The organism is Amphritea sp. 1_MG-2023, from assembly GCF_030547545.1.
In the GTDB taxonomy this organism is placed as follows: domain Bacteria; phylum Pseudomonadota; class Gammaproteobacteria; order Pseudomonadales; family Balneatricaceae; genus Amphritea.
This window is the reverse complement of record NZ_JAUOQE010000022.1, coordinates 56,523-72,344: the sequence shown is the minus strand read 5'-3', so window position 1 is coordinate 72,344 and position 15,822 is coordinate 56,523. Positions and strand designations below refer to the sequence as shown.

At 45.6% G+C, this 15,822-nt stretch carries 18 protein-coding genes; 5 read left to right on the top strand and 13 right to left on the bottom strand.

The genetic code is table 11. The annotated features are described in order from the left end of the window. Positions 1-149: 149 nt before the first annotated feature. The 7 genes from Q4488_RS12615 to Q4488_RS12585 all read right to left on the bottom strand — a co-directional run bounded on the left by Q4488_RS12615 (position 150) and on the right by Q4488_RS12585 (position 5,711). A complete protein-coding gene (locus tag Q4488_RS12615; protein ID WP_303580830.1) occupies positions 150-782 on the bottom strand; it encodes a hypothetical protein in 633 nt (210 codons plus the stop codon). A gap of 38 nt (positions 783-820) precedes the next feature. Next, the gene (locus Q4488_RS12610; RefSeq protein WP_303580829.1) at positions 821-1,663 is read right to left on the bottom strand and encodes a hypothetical protein; all 843 of its coding nucleotides are present in this window, start codon (positions 1,661-1,663) and stop codon (positions 821-823) included. A gap of 70 nt (positions 1,664-1,733) precedes the next feature. Then, on the bottom strand, positions 1,734-2,501 hold the full coding sequence (locus Q4488_RS12605) for an AIPR family protein (protein WP_303580836.1): 768 nt from the start codon (positions 2,499-2,501) through the stop codon (positions 1,734-1,736). Positions 2,502-2,503: 2 nt separating this feature from the next. Continuing rightward, positions 2,504-3,427: an AIPR family protein gene (locus Q4488_RS12600; protein WP_303580828.1), complete on the bottom strand. Its 924-nt coding sequence runs from the start codon at positions 3,425-3,427 to the stop codon at positions 2,504-2,506. 132 nt (positions 3,428-3,559) lie between these two features. After that, the gene (locus Q4488_RS12595; RefSeq protein WP_303580827.1) at positions 3,560-4,045 is read right to left on the bottom strand and encodes a hypothetical protein; all 486 of its coding nucleotides are present in this window, start codon (positions 4,043-4,045) and stop codon (positions 3,560-3,562) included. A 110-nt stretch (positions 4,046-4,155) separates the two neighbouring features. After that, complete coding sequence (locus tag Q4488_RS12590; RefSeq protein ID WP_303580826.1) at positions 4,156-4,503, bottom strand: hypothetical protein; 348 nt, start codon at positions 4,501-4,503, stop codon at positions 4,156-4,158. Positions 4,504-4,856: 353 nt separating this feature from the next. Then, on the bottom strand, positions 4,857-5,711 hold the full coding sequence (locus tag Q4488_RS12585; protein ID WP_303580825.1) for a PA4780 family RIO1-like protein kinase: 855 nt from the start codon (positions 5,709-5,711) through the stop codon (positions 4,857-4,859). A 276-nt stretch (positions 5,712-5,987) separates the two neighbouring features. Here Q4488_RS12585 and Q4488_RS12580 point away from each other — a divergent pair, with 276 nt between their 5' ends. The 4 genes from Q4488_RS12580 to Q4488_RS12565 all read left to right on the top strand — a co-directional run bounded on the left by Q4488_RS12580 (position 5,988) and on the right by Q4488_RS12565 (position 8,635). Then, positions 5,988-6,089: a hypothetical protein gene (locus Q4488_RS12580; protein WP_303580835.1), complete on the top strand. Its 102-nt coding sequence runs from the start codon at positions 5,988-5,990 to the stop codon at positions 6,087-6,089. Between the two features lie 220 nt (positions 6,090-6,309). After that, a complete protein-coding gene (locus tag Q4488_RS12575) occupies positions 6,310-7,254 on the top strand; it encodes a flavin reductase (protein WP_303580824.1) in 945 nt (314 codons plus the stop codon). A gap of 400 nt (positions 7,255-7,654) precedes the next feature. Next, entirely contained in the window at positions 7,655-8,062 is a 408-nt protein-coding gene (locus Q4488_RS12570) for a DUF2185 domain-containing protein (protein WP_303580823.1), read from the top strand. A 153-nt stretch (positions 8,063-8,215) separates the two neighbouring features. After that, complete coding sequence (locus Q4488_RS12565; RefSeq protein WP_303580822.1) at positions 8,216-8,635, top strand: Hsp20 family protein; 420 nt, start codon at positions 8,216-8,218, stop codon at positions 8,633-8,635. A 131-nt stretch (positions 8,636-8,766) separates the two neighbouring features. On the opposite strand, the gene amrA is transcribed toward Q4488_RS12565, so the two are convergent. Beyond that, positions 8,767-9,363, bottom strand: coding sequence for an AmmeMemoRadiSam system protein A (gene amrA, locus Q4488_RS12560; RefSeq protein WP_303580821.1), 597 nt, complete (start codon positions 9,361-9,363; stop codon positions 8,767-8,769). Further along, on the bottom strand, positions 9,350-10,129 hold the full coding sequence (amrB, locus tag Q4488_RS12555; RefSeq protein WP_303580820.1) for an AmmeMemoRadiSam system protein B: 780 nt from the start codon (positions 10,127-10,129) through the stop codon (positions 9,350-9,352). The genes amrA and amrB overlap by 14 nt, the downstream gene beginning before the upstream one ends. 146 nt (positions 10,130-10,275) lie before the next feature. Here amrB and amrS point away from each other — a divergent pair, with 146 nt between their 5' ends. After that, positions 10,276-11,355: an AmmeMemoRadiSam system radical SAM enzyme gene (gene amrS, locus Q4488_RS12550; protein WP_303580819.1), complete on the top strand. Its 1,080-nt coding sequence runs from the start codon at positions 10,276-10,278 to the stop codon at positions 11,353-11,355. A gap of 36 nt (positions 11,356-11,391) precedes the next feature. On the opposite strand, the gene Q4488_RS12545 is transcribed toward amrS, so the two are convergent. The 4 genes from Q4488_RS12545 to Q4488_RS12530 all read right to left on the bottom strand — a co-directional run bounded on the left by Q4488_RS12545 (position 11,392) and on the right by Q4488_RS12530 (position 15,800). After that, positions 11,392-12,348, bottom strand: coding sequence for a tRNA-dihydrouridine synthase (locus Q4488_RS12545; protein WP_303580818.1), 957 nt, complete (start codon positions 12,346-12,348; stop codon positions 11,392-11,394). A gap of 110 nt (positions 12,349-12,458) precedes the next feature. Beyond that, positions 12,459-13,676, bottom strand: a complete 1,218-nt coding sequence (locus Q4488_RS12540; RefSeq protein WP_303580817.1) for an O-succinylhomoserine sulfhydrylase — start codon at positions 13,674-13,676, stop codon at positions 12,459-12,461. A gap of 45 nt (positions 13,677-13,721) precedes the next feature. Continuing rightward, positions 13,722-15,239: an amidophosphoribosyltransferase gene (gene purF, locus Q4488_RS12535; protein WP_303580816.1), complete on the bottom strand. Its 1,518-nt coding sequence runs from the start codon at positions 15,237-15,239 to the stop codon at positions 13,722-13,724. A 51-nt stretch (positions 15,240-15,290) separates the two neighbouring features. After that, positions 15,291-15,800, bottom strand: coding sequence for a CvpA family protein (locus tag Q4488_RS12530; RefSeq protein ID WP_303580815.1), 510 nt, complete (start codon positions 15,798-15,800; stop codon positions 15,291-15,293). Positions 15,801-15,822 lie beyond the last annotated feature (22 nt).

The following is a 15,822-nucleotide window of genomic DNA, read 5'->3' as shown; positions in this document are numbered from 1 at the left end:
AATTCATTGAACTTCTTTATGAAATCATGACTCAATAACTTTTTTAACTTCATATTTCGGTGATACCTACAAAGCGCTTAACGCCCGCATTTGCGGCTGGTTTGGAGCGCAGCGGAAAACCAGTCCGACAACATGCGCTTGTTAAATTTTTATTTCTTGTTCGCTAGTGCGGAAAAGAACAGTAAAAACCATAGTATTAATGAAAGTTTGATTGAATCAAACCAACCCGCATCGACGTTTAGCACCCAAGAAACATTACCCGCAATAAAAAATGACCAAAAAACCATTGCTAGCACCGTGAAAGCTAGATACTTAACTTCATTTACGAATGTAAACCGAACAACAATAGAGCTTATGAAGCTTGCTATAAATTGCGACACCTTCCAGAAAGGCGCATAAGCTAAAACGCCAAATATTGCACAAATTGTAGACAGATTATCTTTATTGATGACGTAGTCGATCGCAAGCTTAGAATCTATGAGATTTATCGTTGGGTTAACAAGGCCCCCATTTAGAGAAATAGAGATAAAGAATGCCATGTACATAGCGAAGTATGAAAAACCGTAAAAATACACCTTACCAACAACGGCTTCTAACTTGGCTCGGTTTTGTGCTCTCCATTCTTCGACGTTAGAAGGTTCCGGTTCTTGAATCTCCTGCTCTGGGACATCCGGAACTGTAACTGGCTTGATCTTAAAAAAATCTTGGAAAAACGGGGTAAGTACATTAGCAATCATGCTTAAGATTATTGCTACTACACTTCCAATTATTGCTTCCATCATTTGGCACATTCTCCTTATCGTGCTTGAAATTTAACGCCTCAAGAACCGGCGGCAGTTTTATCGCCGTCCGTGTTGCTTGACTTGTTAGTTTTCTCTTGCACTGAAGTGTTTTCTTTTTCCTCGAGCTCAATCGAAGAATAACCATATTGAACAGCTTGAAATAATGAAAATAGCACTGCGACAAAACCAAGTGCTTTAACCGTTGGGCGCTCAAGAAAAGTATTAACTTTATTGTCCCAGTTTTTATTATGAACAACCACCTTATTGCGCTGAAGTTGATAATACATATGCTGAAACCAGTAAGCTTTACACATAGTTGATTTATGAAGCTTTACATACTCTTTTGCTGCAAAAGCATCGACTTCTTCTTTACCCGTTAGGCCATCACGGTGTTCACCATCATTCAGTTTCATAAAACTAGCCATTCTAGGGTGTTCAACACAGTTCTTCCCATAAATTGATAGTAGTAGTGAAGATAAGTTGAATTTTCTAGAATCTGGAATCCGCTTACCGTCTTCGCCAGATAGAACTTTGTAGCGATGAATTAACGCTTCAAACCCATAATTAATATTAGACATATTCCAATGCAACCAAAACCCACCATCATTATCTGAAAGAAAGGAAAAAAATTGGGCTAACATTTCTTTTTCTAAATCGTCGTAATGTTCATGGATATCTTCACGAGAAATTTTCTTTATTTCAGCAATCAAATGGATAGAAAAGCTATGCATAGTAGAGCTACCAACGTGTAGCACGGCAATAGATGTGATTCTTGGTGAGTAATTCTCATTATTATCATTTAGGTTCTGACATGAATAATGAACAATAAATAGACTTTGCTCGTTTTCGTGCAGTTTTTTTAGTGTCTCTTTAACGTTCAATTAAAACTCCATATCGTGATTGCAAACTAACGTTCAAAGCAGCGGTGAAAGCATCCGCTGCCTTTGCTTGTTATAACTCAAACTCTTGCTTAAGTTTTTCTTTAATTTTCTCTAAATATACTGTGCCTTTAGCGACCTTATCAGTTCCACCCAGTTCTCTATAGATGTCATAGCAGATATCTGATGCCGCATCTATTTCAGCATCCTCAATGTCTGAGTTTTCTAGACCGCTAATTTTTGCATTGCTTGGGTATAGAGATGTGACTTTGCTACAGCAAAAGTAATATAAAACGTAAAATTTTATGTCACTAATTTCGGCCGTTTCGTACTTCTTCAATTCCTTCAATCGTAGGTCAATACTTCTTCCCCATGAAGCAACGACGAAATAAGTATTTAGTGCATTACTTTGATGAAAAAGTTTCTCGTATGATTCGTCATTTTCTAACAAAGTGGAAGGTCTTGCTCGTGCAGAATCAGGGCGCTGTAAAAGGGTAGACATTAGGCACTGAGACAAGAATGGAAGACTTACTATTTCTTTCGGCTTTTTACCCTCATTTTTATAGTAGTTTTTCCGTCGGTCGTAGTACATTCCTCTTGGCTTGAAATAATCTTCGATGCTTCTGTGAATATTATCTGTTGCCCTCAAGGAAGATTTAGGGATTGGGGTCTGGCTATTGGTTGCCCTAATAATTCTATCTCGTGTTTCCTCATCTTCTGGAACGATTACTCTAATCAGGACAGATCTTTTTTCTTGCTCAATTCGATCGGGGTTGTTTATCAAAAACCTATGTATCTCAGAAGAGGTCTGCAGGCCATTTACTATCTGAGGGTTATGAATAATTAATTCCTTGCCTCCGGCGTAGTCGCATCTGAACCAAGAATAGTTACTCCGTTATTGAGCCACCAAAACTCTTCATTGTTTTGGCTAGCCAGTGTGGTTTGAATTTCCTTATTTACATTAGTCTTACCTTGATAATCACGAACATTAGATTCGAATATGTGACGCATCAACTTTCCATTATCATCAGATATAAAATTGTAATAATCTTTTATATTTGTTAATGCTATAAATACTTTTTCTGAAGTAGATAACGGAGCTTCAGCAGTAGGTAACCTAAAAACTTCATTGGGTCTTTCTTGGCTTAAAGTAACAAGCTCATGAGCCCCAACAAAATCAACTGATACTTCCGAGTTTGGCAGCATTTCCTTTACATCATCAACGAGATCCTCCGCCTGTTTTTTAACATTATCATGGACAGCGACACCCATTGATGCATAGTGAAAACTAACCTTGAGGGATGGCCGTTTTGTTACCAGAGATACGTAGGTTTTTTTAAACAACTCAAATGAAGAAAGTATAGTCTCGTTGTATCTTCCAGTAAAATCATCCCTAATAAACTCTAGATCTAGGAGGTTCTTGCAAAGCCTCGATAGCTTCAAAAGAGCATCTTCTCCAAAGCCACTTTCTTTTTTACTTTGAATTATTACGAGCTCTATATCAGGGTTCTTTTTGTACTTTTCCTTAACATCGGAATCCTCTTTTATTAGGTCGCCATTAACGAATACAAAAATTGAATCAGCACCACCATCATGGCTTTCACCAGCAATTCCGACTCTTATTTCTTCGTAGCTAAGCTCATATTCCTTAAGTATTTGGTTGGCCGAGTAAAACTCAAAGAAATCACTTTCCGAAAATGTTTCATCGAATTCATCTGCCTCTTGCTTAAGCAGCTCTCCTAACAATATTTGGTCATTATTTGGCATCGATCCCTCTATGATAATTTAGTGTGCTAATGTTCTTGGCCCGATTTATTTATAACGCCACATTAATCTGAAAAAAAATAGTGGGTTAAAATGTGTAACCAAGCAAAATGTAACCCACTGTTTTAGTTACGTTTAAATACCTTTTTGTATTTTTTTTGCTACGTAATTAGGAACATCTATTTTCTCGCCACCTTTCGTAAAATGAGCATCAAAAGCGTATGCCATTTTCTCTAAAAGTGCTGCGTGATATCCCGAAGTTTGAATTTCAGTTATGTAGCGCTCCATAAATGGTATTGCACCTAAATGCCCCCATTGTGCAACATGGACAAGTTCGTGAAAATGTAACCGCAAATCCGATGCCAGCTCAGGAAGAACATAATAAGTGTTTTTGTACGTAATTCCGTTCACTTCCATATCGATAAAGTCACCTAGCCCCATTTGACGTAACTCAGGAAAGTTAGGCTTGGGGATTGTATCGACAATAACAAAATATGATTGTTGAAGGAATTTTAAAGGATAAAAACCTTTGAATTCATCAAAGAATTTAGAGCAAGAAATCCTTTGTTCTTGGTACTCAATGTTCGTCTGATCAATCCACTTTTCAATTTGATGCAACATACAAGACTCCAGAAAAATATAACGCCGCGCACAAGGGCGGCCAAATAAGCGAAGCGTTTTTGGGCGTCCCAGCGACGAACGGGAGCGATTGCTGCGCCTTGTTATACGTTTTACTTCGGTAGCTGCTCTATTATCCATAAGAATTCGTAGCTAGCTAAACTTTTTAAAAAGAGAACCAAATACAACACCAACCAAAAAGTTAGAGGGATAATAATTGCATAAACTAAAACTGCTATCGCCCCACCAACTTTAGCTAAAATTGATGAATACATGCCGCGTAACCCATAATAAATAAGCCCCAACACGCCCACTAATATCGAAGCTGACATTGCGTAAGCTAGTATTGAAGCAAATTGCAATTCTGTCGTAGTACTACCTAATGCTAATAATGCTATGGCAGTCAATGAGGCTACAGAACCCCCGATATGAATAGCTTCGATTAACTTTGACTTATCCATATTTGATTACGTATAACAGCTTATTCGTGTGCGTGCCTGATAGACTGGTGAGAACTCACCGGGCTTATGCTTGTAACCAACTGATTTCATTCTGAAACCTTCCATAGTTTGACGATTCCCTTCCAGAAAAGCGTGCGTGCACACTATTTCGTGTGACGAGTGGCCTATAAACGTGACTGGCCTATATATAAACGTGTAAACCAAACCAAATCAATAACCTATTGATTTGATTAATGATCAAACTATCACCAACCGAATAAACAGGCAAGTACAAAAAAGCCCACGCTAGGTGGGCTTTTCCGTATAATGTGATACCCGTTCACGGCCTTGACCGCGACGGTTAAGATTCAGCGTTAAGCGTCTTCAGCTTCCCTTAAACGTTCTTGCCGCTCTCGCTCTTCTAGCATCACGGCCTTAATCTCTTCCAGCACAGAGTCCACATTAGCGCTGTCGGCATCGCCATCATACAATCCGCTTAGGTCGGTCTCTGGCTTCAATAGCCCTTCTTCATACAGCGACCACATCTCTTCACCGTAACGAGACAAACTCAGGATGGGCGCAAACTGTGCGTAATAACGGGTCATATTATTAACATCGCGTAACAACATCGCTCGCGCACTATTATTCGCCGAGGCATCCACCGCTTGTGGCAAATCAATCACCACCGGGCCATATTCATCGACTAATACATTAAATTCTGACAGATCGCCGTGAATAATGCCCTCACACAACATCAACTTGATGTAATGCATCATCACCGCATAATCTTCTACGGCCTGCTCTTCGGTTAACAATACATCGCCAAGTCGCGGGGCGACATCACCTTCATCATCAACCACCAGCTCCATCAACAACACGCCATCAATACAACCAAAGGTCTCGGGCACTCGTACCCCAGCACGATGCAAGCGTGATAGCGCATCGACCTCAGCATTTTGCCAAATCTCTTCTTGCTGCTTGCGGCCATAGGCGGAGTTTTTTTCCATCGCTCGAGCACGCCGACCACTGCGCACCTTACGGCCCTCTTGATATTGCGCCGCATTCTTGAAACTACGCTTTACCGCATCTTTATACACTTTGGCGCAACGAATCTGACCGGCGCAACTGACAATATAGATATCGGCCTCTTTACCACTCATCAGCCGGCTTATCACTTCATCAATCAAACCTTCATCTATTAATGGCAAGAGCCTTTTGGGTGCTTTCATGCATACCTATATTTATTATGAATAAAAAATAGTGAAGCCATTGGCGACTAAACTGAATGAACTTAGTCTAACACTTTTTAAAATTATTTAGGATTGTTCACACGGCCGCTGCAACGCATGTTACTGAGGTTAGCATCCGCGCCTCTCTCAACTAAGCTAGCATTCTCGATAACCCGCCATCTACTAAGCCCTTATTCAGCCTTGTTTAGTGGATTTTGGACGGATAACCCCTAAGGAAAGTGCGAATAAGTCCGTTATGTTCTCTGGCTTACAGAGATAAGCTATCAACTAAAACTCAAAGACCCAGCCTATTTCGCACGCTTCTTTCGCAGAAATGTAGGCATGACCGCCAGCCAGTACCGCGAAAACAAGAATTAGACTATATTTCAATTAGTTAAAAGTGGAAAACCATAGAAGGATCGAATACAGTAATAATTAAAATCGATGAAAAGTACAAACAAAACACTGTAAAATATATGTTTTGTGCTTCGAGGCACATTACAATTAATTAACATATTAATCCTAATACTGATTATTCAGCGCTGACAGCCACAACAACAACTGCATCGCCCCTCTTATTGATCATAAGGTAACCACCATGTCTCAGACAGATTTTGACCCCAAAGATTTTCGCCGCGCCCTGTCACAGTTTCCTACCGGTGTCACCGTGATTACCACTCTCGATGCCGAAGGTAAGCCTGTAGGGGTTACAGCCAGCAGTTTTAACTCTGTCTCGATGGAACCTGCGCTCATCCTCTGGAGTATCGATAAAGGTGCCCATAGCCTATCAGCCTTCGAAAATGCCAAACATTTTGCCGTCAATATTCTCGGCAGCGATCAAGTGGCCACCTCGAATAATTTTGCCAGTCGCGGCGAAGACAAGTTTGCCAATGTCGCTTACACTGCCGGCTTGGGTGGTGCTCCGATGTTAGAAGATTATGCGGCCCAACTTGAATGTAAGACCTGGGCCGTCTATGAAGGCGGGGATCACTTAATTTTGGTCGGCGAAGTGATTCACTACCGCTTTAACGATGTTATCGAACCACTGGTATTTGCCCGAGGTCACTATGCTATCTCAGCACAACACCCTGAAATGGTTAAAGCCTCGTCCCCTTGCGACAGTGTCTCACAAGAGGGGGATTTCATTAGCAACTATCTGCTTCATTTAGTCCGTAATCTGCAGCAAAAACTGCGCGCCTCTCTCTACCCTAAACTGAAGCAAGCATGTGATATTAGTCCTGAAGAGTGGCGCATACTATCGCGTATGCATAGCTGCCCAATCATGAAAATGAGCGAATTGACAGATTTAGTCATGCAACCCGACGTGGCCCTGCGACAAACCACCGACTGGATGACTGAAAAAGGCTTAGTCGAATATCAAGGAGATGACACCCTTAAGCTTACGAACAAAGGCATCGACGTAGCCACAAAGCTTAAGGATATTGCCACAGCTGAAGAAGCCGCTCTCCTCTCAACGCTGCCTTCAGAGCAAGCCGGACAATTGAAAGCCAACATACAAAAACTCATCGATACACTCGACTAAGCTCGCCTCAATATCGTCAGCGGCCTATTCCGCTGACGATAACCCTTGTGCATCATAACGCCTCTTTAAGCTAAGGAAGGTGCGAATAAGTCCGTTATGCTCTCTGCGGCCATTAGCGTGGCCAGATACGCGAAAGCCAGTGCAGCGAAATGTCTGGACCTTTTCAAGCTGGCTGACAAAGTAGATGACCATTCTAATATCCGCCCTTCGGGGCTTACAGTGAAGCAGGATCTCAGCGTTAACATTTTTCGACGTACAACCAGTATGCCTGTAACGGTTGCCTTGATCTCCAGCTTTTCTGTCAGCCAGAGGCGTAATTGACTTATTCGCACCTTCCCTAAACTTTGCTCTAAAAACAGCGTAAAATACGCGCTTTTAAATCCACCAGGCCGGAGCCGTCATGAGTCTTGAAGATATCGATACGCCTTTAAACAAAGAAGATGAAACCGCGCAAACTAAAAATGGCTTTCTGGCCCTTGTGTCGAAATTAGTCTTTGATGAAAAATTACCGGTACGCTTTATGTATAAAACCGTGCCTGCCCACCTGAATGATACCGGCTGGCGCATGTTCACCGGTTATGAAACCCCTGAATTTCTCGAAGATGAGGTGACCAATCTACTACCGGTCGAGCTCGAAAAAATGACAAATTTAGATCCATCATTAACACCGCTGATCGACTACAACGCCGGCACAGTGTGGGAACGCACCCCAGAAGCCGAAGGCTGGGAGCGAGTCTACGACTTTAAGATTCCGGCTGATCAGGTCGAAGTCGAAATCACTAACGATGTCGATAGCTTCACCCACTGAAGCCATCACGGGACAAAAAAAATCGATGCCTTTCCCTTGAAAGGCATTTTTTTATCCTTATTTAGTAAAGTAACGGAGGCTCATGGAGCTCCGTTCAGCGCCTGATCATTGTGATAGGCAACTTATACTATATTGCTTTATGAGGATATTATTATGCGTCAATTTGACCTAGCTCCACTCTACCGTTCTGCGATTGGCTTCGATCGTTTAGCATCCATGATTGATAATGCATCACGCAACGAACAGGCTCAGAATGGTTACCCACCCTACAACATCGAACTGCTTAGCGAACACGCTTACCGTATCACCATGGCCATCGCTGGATTTGATAAATCCGAAGTCACTATTAATACCGAACACGGCGTATTGAGCGTTACTGGCAATAAGAAAGCCGATGAAACCGAACGCCAGTATCTCCATCAAGGCATAGCGGCCCGCGGATTCGAACGCAAATTCCAACTTGCCGATCATGTTCAAGTGATTAACGCTTCCATGGAAAACGGCTTACTGCATATCGATTTGATTCAGGAAATCCCTGAAGCGATGAAGCCGCGTGCTATCGATATCAATTAACCACTTGATGACCGCTGCATACTGAAGCCGGTGAATTCAACCAACTCAACGGCAGCATAATCATCAAGCATCATAGCAGGGAGCGAGCAGCTCCCTGTTTTAATTGAATCCAACTCGGGTAAACAAAGTCTTTAGCTTTCGTCAGCCACCGCACTCTCTTCGGTAATTTTTATCGCTTGATAAATGTCACAGCGTAGCGAATCACGCCAATAATCGGCCGGTAAACCCGCCTTAAGACGCAACTGACTGACAAAACGTTCCGGCTGCGGCAACTGCTGCCATACCGAGGGTAAAAAGGTTGCACGATGCCCCCCATCTGTCAGCACTAAGCCATCAATACCAGGCCTAAGTCGCTCCAACAACGCCGCCTCATTCTTAACCGATAATGGCGTTAATGGGGTGAGGATGGATATTTCATAGTTCAGCCGATCTAACTCTGCCGCCGTCACTGGCATAAATCGTTGATCTTTAAAGGCAGCAAGATAACTATTACGCCAGACTGCTTCGAGCAATGTGGTATCGGCTTCGAGATTACCGATACAGCCGCGTAACTGACCATCGAGTGTCAGTGTGACGAAACAGCCACGGGGTTGCTGCAAGGCCGTTGATACCGCTGCCATACTCGGCGGTACCGGCTGATGACCAATGATCCCTTGGGCAATCGCCTGTCGCGCTAACTGCAACAGATAACGCTGATCCGCCTGACTATACTGTTCAATTGAAGGCATATGCGCTATACCCCACAACCCGTTGACGATCACCCGCCGTATCCCCCGAATTACAGTAGCCGAGCAATTCGGCCTTCAGCCCCTGTTGGGCAGCATAGGCCAATAGGCCGTTCAAGGCATAACAGCCACAGGCCTGAGATGGTTGAATATCACAACTCAGCCGCTCAATACTGACAAGGGTTGCTCTGTCGAGCTGCTGTGCTTGCGCATAGGGATGAAAATGGCTCAAATCACTACTCACCAGCAACAACGTATGCGCCTCAGCCAATACTCTTGCGATCAGCGATTCAACGGCGGCTAACGGGGTTTGTCCAACCAGTATCGGCAATATCGGTAGCTGACTCTGTATTCGTTGTAAAAAAGGCAGTTGCACCTCGAGACAGTGCTCTTGCGCATGAGCCTGATCATTCACACTCAGCCAACCTTCTTGCTGCAACGTGGCGCTCAGTTGTGTATCGATCTCAATCTCTCCCAACGGGGTTTGCCACCGTGCTGCGGACAACACCGCCATTCCCTGTAACGGCAGCCGGTGCGCAGGCCCTAACAACACCACTCTATGCCACTGCGTTAGGTAGGGTCTGATGCGGTTATAAGCTCGCGCAGCGATGCCACCGGAATAAATCAAGCCTGCATGTGGCACTTGAATCGCCACCGGCTGCGGCCCTGATTGCGGATTATTCGCCAACAATTGCTGAATTAATAACGCCAGCTCATCCGGCGCTTGCGGATAGAACATGCCCGCCACAGCAGCCTGCTTCATTTTCATCTACACTCATCCTATACCCTTTAACGCTAACAACAGTATAGTCCGATCCCAAAAATCGAGCAGGCCCATGATGAACCTGATTCACAATCTGACCGGTCAGCCATGGCGACGGCCTTATCTAACGACACGGTTAACCTAAACACTTTATGAATAAGTCACTCTCATCGCATGCAACCCACTATTGGCACGCCCTCAGTGACGGTCGAGTTCAGTGTGATGTCTGCCCACATCAATGTCAGCTACAGGAGGGACAGCGAGGACTCTGCTATGTCAGAGGCTGCGAAAACGGTCAGGTCGTTCTCTATAGTTACGCTCGCTCAAGCGGTTTCTGTATCGATCCCATCGAGAAAAAGCCGCTCAACCATTTTCTTCCAGGCACACCGGTACTTTCCTTTGGCACGGCAGGCTGCAACCTGAGTTGTAAGTTCTGTCAGAACTGGGATATGAGCAAGTCTCGACAAATGGATACCCTCGCCAGTCAAGCCAGTCCTCAACAACTGGCGCAAGCCTGCGTTGCAAACGGTTGTCGCGCTATCGCTTACACCTACAATGATCCAGTGATTTTTATGGAATATGCCATCGATGTCGCACAGGCCTGTCATGCCGAAGGGATCTACTCAGTTGCCGTGTCCGCCGGCTATATTTTGCCTGCTGCCAGAGAGAGGTTTTTTCACTTTATGGATGCCACCAATATCGACCTAAAAGGCTTTAATGAACATTTTTATCGCAGGCTTTGCGGCGGCCATCTTCAGCCCGTCTTAGAGACCCTGATCTATTTAGTTCATGAAACCGATTGCTGGGTAGAGATTACCAACCTAATTATTCCCGGTGAGAATGATGACCCAGCCGAGATTGAAGCGATGTGTGAATGGATTCACGATCAGCTCGGAGCATTAATTCCACTCCACTTTAGCGCTTTCCATCCGGACTATAAGCTGCAGCAGATTCCACCAACGACGCGACAAAGCCTCGAAAACGCCCGTCAGATAGCGCTCAATTGTGGTCTCAAACATGTCTACACGGGGAATATTGCCGCACTGACAAGCAACTCAACCTTTTGTAGTCAGTGCGGGTTATGCTTAATTGAGCGTCACCAATATCAACTCGGCAACTGGAATCTTGATGCTAAAGGGCGCTGCCGTCGCTGCCAAACGCCTTTAGCCGGTCGCTTCGAAGCCTCGCCTGGTCACTGGGGGGCTCGCCGTCAGCCACTTAAAATAAGCTAGACGGGAAGATAACGCGTTTTATTCACCGGCCAGCGGCTAACTCGCGGCGCTATACTGCTGAAGAAACTGTCGTACTTCGACCGCCTTCGTTAAAGTTCGCATCTGCTGCAACATCGCTAACGCCTCGGGGTATTCACGCGACATCATCTTTAACCACTGTTTGATTCGCCCATGAACATACTTTGACGCTAACTGCTGCTCGACCATCTCAAGAAATTGCTGCAATAGCAGCAACATCTCGGACCAACTCAGATGATCCGGATCATCGCCTCGCTGCCACGCCTTAATTCGTAGGCCTAAATCGGGCGCCGCTACCAAACCTCGTCCGATCATCACATCATCACAGCCACTCACCTCGCGACAGCGCTGATAATCCTGCCAATTCCAAACCTCACCATTAGCCGTGACCGGAATAGCAACATGCTCACGAATACGAGCAATCCACTCCCAATGAGCGGGCGGCCGATAACCCTCTTGCTTGGTGCGTGCATGCACCGTCAAGCCACAGGCACCGGCATCGGCAATCGCCGCCGCATTCTCCAACGCCTGAGACTTATCACTGTAGCCTAAACGCATTTTAGCCGTCACCGGAATATGATCAGGCACCGCCTGACGCACCCACCAGACAATCTGATGCACTAACTCCGGTTCATTAAGCAATATCGCCCCGCCGCGACTCTTATTCACGGTTTTAGCCGGACAGCCGAAGTTAAGATCGATGCCGCGCGCACCAATACTCACCGCCTTACGAGCATTACCTGCCAGTATTTGAGGATCACTACCCAACAGCTGCAAGATGACCGGCGTACCCGAACTGGTGCGGCTATCAGTGAACAGCTCAGGGCTTATTCTACGAAAAACCTTAGCCGGCAAAACGCGCTCGGAAACACGCACAAATTCAGTCACACACTGATCAATGCCGCCAATACGGGTCAGTATCTCTCGCATCGGTGCATCGACCACACCTTCCATCGGTGCCAGAATGATTTTCAAATTAGCCTCAAACCCATGGTATAGATTCACGCTAGCGCATCAACACGCTGTAGATACTAAAATGCCCGCTCTGATCAAGTATCAGGCGGGCATGTTAAAAGCCTATCAACCTAGATAGCCGCAAGACCGCGCTGCACATCTCGCTGCAGATCTTCAATAGACTCAAGGCCCACCGACAGGCGAATAAGATTATCCTTGATGCCAGCTGCCGCTTTTGCCTCAGCACTCATACGCCCGTGTGTCGTTGTCCCCGGATGAGTGATGGTACTCTTAACATCACCTAAATTACCCGTAATCGAGATGATCTGCGTGGCATCGATAAAACGCCAAGCAGCGGCTTGATCACCGCTAACCTCAAATGCGAGCACCCCACCAAAAGCACGTTGCTGCTTTTTAGCCAATGCATGCTGCGGGTGATCTTCCAAACCCGAGTAATAGACTTTATCGATGCCTGGCTGCTGCGTTAACCAACTCGCCATCGCCAAAGCACTAGCACTATGAGCCATCATACGCAGCTCTAAAGTCTCTAGCCCTTTCATAAACACCCACGCATTAAATGGGCTCAGACAAGCGCCACCGGTACGGATAAAACCAAAGACAGCTTCCATCTCTTGATCGCGACCGACCACCACGCCACCCACACAACGCCCTTGTCCATCCAAATACTTGGTAGCAGAGTGAACAACGATATCAGCGCCATGCTTAAGCGGTTGCTGCAACGCTGGAGTACAAAAACAGTTATCAACTACCAGTAGTGCATCATGCTCATGCGCTAGCTTAGATACCGCTTCAATATCCCCTAATTCCGCCAATGGATTCGACGGCGTCTCTAAAAAGAACATGCGCGTGGCAGGCGTTACCGCAGCGGACCACTCCGCCATATTCTTAGGATCAACGTAGCTAACGCTAATCCCCGTGCGACTTAGGTACTTATCAAATAACGAAACAATCGAGCCAAACACACTGCGAGAACAAACAACATGATCGCCCTGCTGCAGTAACGCCAAACAAGTACTTAGAATGGCCGCCATACCCGAGGCAGTAGCGACCGCTCGCTCAGCACCCTCAAGCGCTGCCATGCGTCGTTCAAAGGCTTGTACCGTAGGGTTAGTGAAACGGGAGTAAATGTTCCCTTCTTCTTCACCACCGAAACGAGCCGCCGCTTCGCGTGCACTCGAATAAACAAAGCTAGAGGTCGGATAAATCGCATCGTTATGCTCTCCTTCATCACTCCGATGCTGTCCAGCCCGTATCGCCAGCGTACTGAATTCACAATCAGTAGCCTCAAACTGAATCCGTTCTGGACGTTCAAAATTGGACTTAGACATCGATCACATTTCCTATCATTACAACTACCAACAGCCTGTTCTCAATTAGCGAATGGTCGCGTGAAGATTAGCGTTTTGATTGGTACACGATTTTTTATCGCCACCTTTGGCGTTATCATTGCGCTCGTCATCGATGCGCTTCAAATACGCATCATCAATATCACCGGTAATATACTGACCGTCAAACACCGACGCATCAAATCCAGTGACCGTTTTATTACCCGCTCGCAGGCAATCTTTTAAGTCTTCTAGATCTTGATATAACATCCAGTCTGCGCCGATCTCTTCACCGACTTCATCATCGCTACGCCCGTGAGCAATCAACTCTTTAGCTGACGGCATATCTATCCCATATACATTAGGGAAACGCACCGCCGGTGCTGCCGAAGCAAAGTAAACTTTTTTAGCCCCCATCTCACGCGCCATCTGTACGATCTGCTTAGAAGTGGTACCACGCACGATGGAATCATCAACCAGCATCACCACTCGATCTTTAAATTCAAGCTCAATCGGGTTGAGTTTACGGCGAACCGATTTCGTTCGCTGAGTCTGCCCCGGCATGATGAAGGTCCGTCCAATATAACGATTTTTAATAAAACCTTCGCGGAACTTAACCCCCAGATGGTGGGCCATTTCTAGCGCCGATGTTCGGCTAGTATCGGGAATAGGTATGATGACATCAATATCGTGATCAGGCCGCTCGCGCTTAACCTTCTCTGCTAATTTAACCCCCATACGCATGCGTGATTTGTAGACATTCACTGAGTCGATGATCGAATCGGGACGCGCCAAATAGACATACTCAAACAGACAAGGGTGTAACTGAGGATCTTCGGCACACTGCATGGTATGCACCTCACCCTCTTGCGTAATAAAGATCGCTTCACCCGGCGCCACATCGCGAATCAAACTAAAGCCAGAGATATCGAGCGCAACAGATTCAGACGCCACCATATACTCAGTGCCGGCATCTGTTTCGCGCTGACCATAAACCAGCGGACGAATACCATGAGGATCACGAAAAGCAACGATACCATAGCCGGTAATCACCGAGACAACCGCATAACCACCACTCACTCGCTTATGCAGTGCCTTGATGGCGGCAAAAATATCATCTGCCGTTGGCACCAACTTGCCGATCTGCTGCAACTCATGAGCCATGATATTAAGCAACACTTCTGAATCGGATGTCGTATTGATATGACGTAAGTTATCTCTACGCATACACTCACGTAGATCAGCGGTATTGGTGAGATTACCATTATGCGCCAAGGCAATACCGTAAGGTGCATTGACATAAAATGGCTGAGCTTCCGCCGAGCTAGAACTGCCGGCGGTAGGATAACGCACATGACCTATACCGATATTGCCCATCAGACGTTTCATATGGCGAGTACGAAACACTTCGTTGACCAATCCATTATCTTTACGCATAAAGAAACGGTCTGATTCACAGGTCACCATCCCGGCGGCATCCTGGCCTCGGTGCTGTAGCACTGTTAATGCATCAAAAATTGTCTGATTTACATTAGATTTGGCTACGATGCCAACTATACCGCACATTAAGGCTACCTCAGGTATTAAGTTAGTTACAGCAAGTATAAATTAAAAAGTTCAGCGATTGTTACCACTGATATCCCAGATCATTTGTCCGATATCAGCCGCCGTTTCTCGCGTCCATGATTCCATCAATAAAAAATGAGGAATCAATTGCGATTCAGTCCACCAATGATCTTGCGTCACCGGCGAACGGACCAGCAGCGCCGTGATAACAACCACGATCAAGCCGCCCCTGACGACACCAAAACCAACCCCCAGTATACGGTCGGTACTGCTCAACCCAGTGGCATGAACGAGCATATTGATGAGACTATTGATAACGGCGCCCACCATCAGGGTGGCAATAAAAAGGAGAATAAAGGCAGCACCGATACGCAGCGAAGGCGTATCCAGCAGATGATCGAGCAGCGTACTCAATGAAGGAGCAAACAAACGGGCAACCACAAAGGCCGCCACCCATGTTGCTAACGACAGGGCTTCTTTCATAAAACCACCGCGCAGGCTGTATAACCCAGATAATGCGATGATGCCTATAATGACCCAATCAGCCCAGCTTAGTACCATGTTTAGAATCTACTTCAGGATC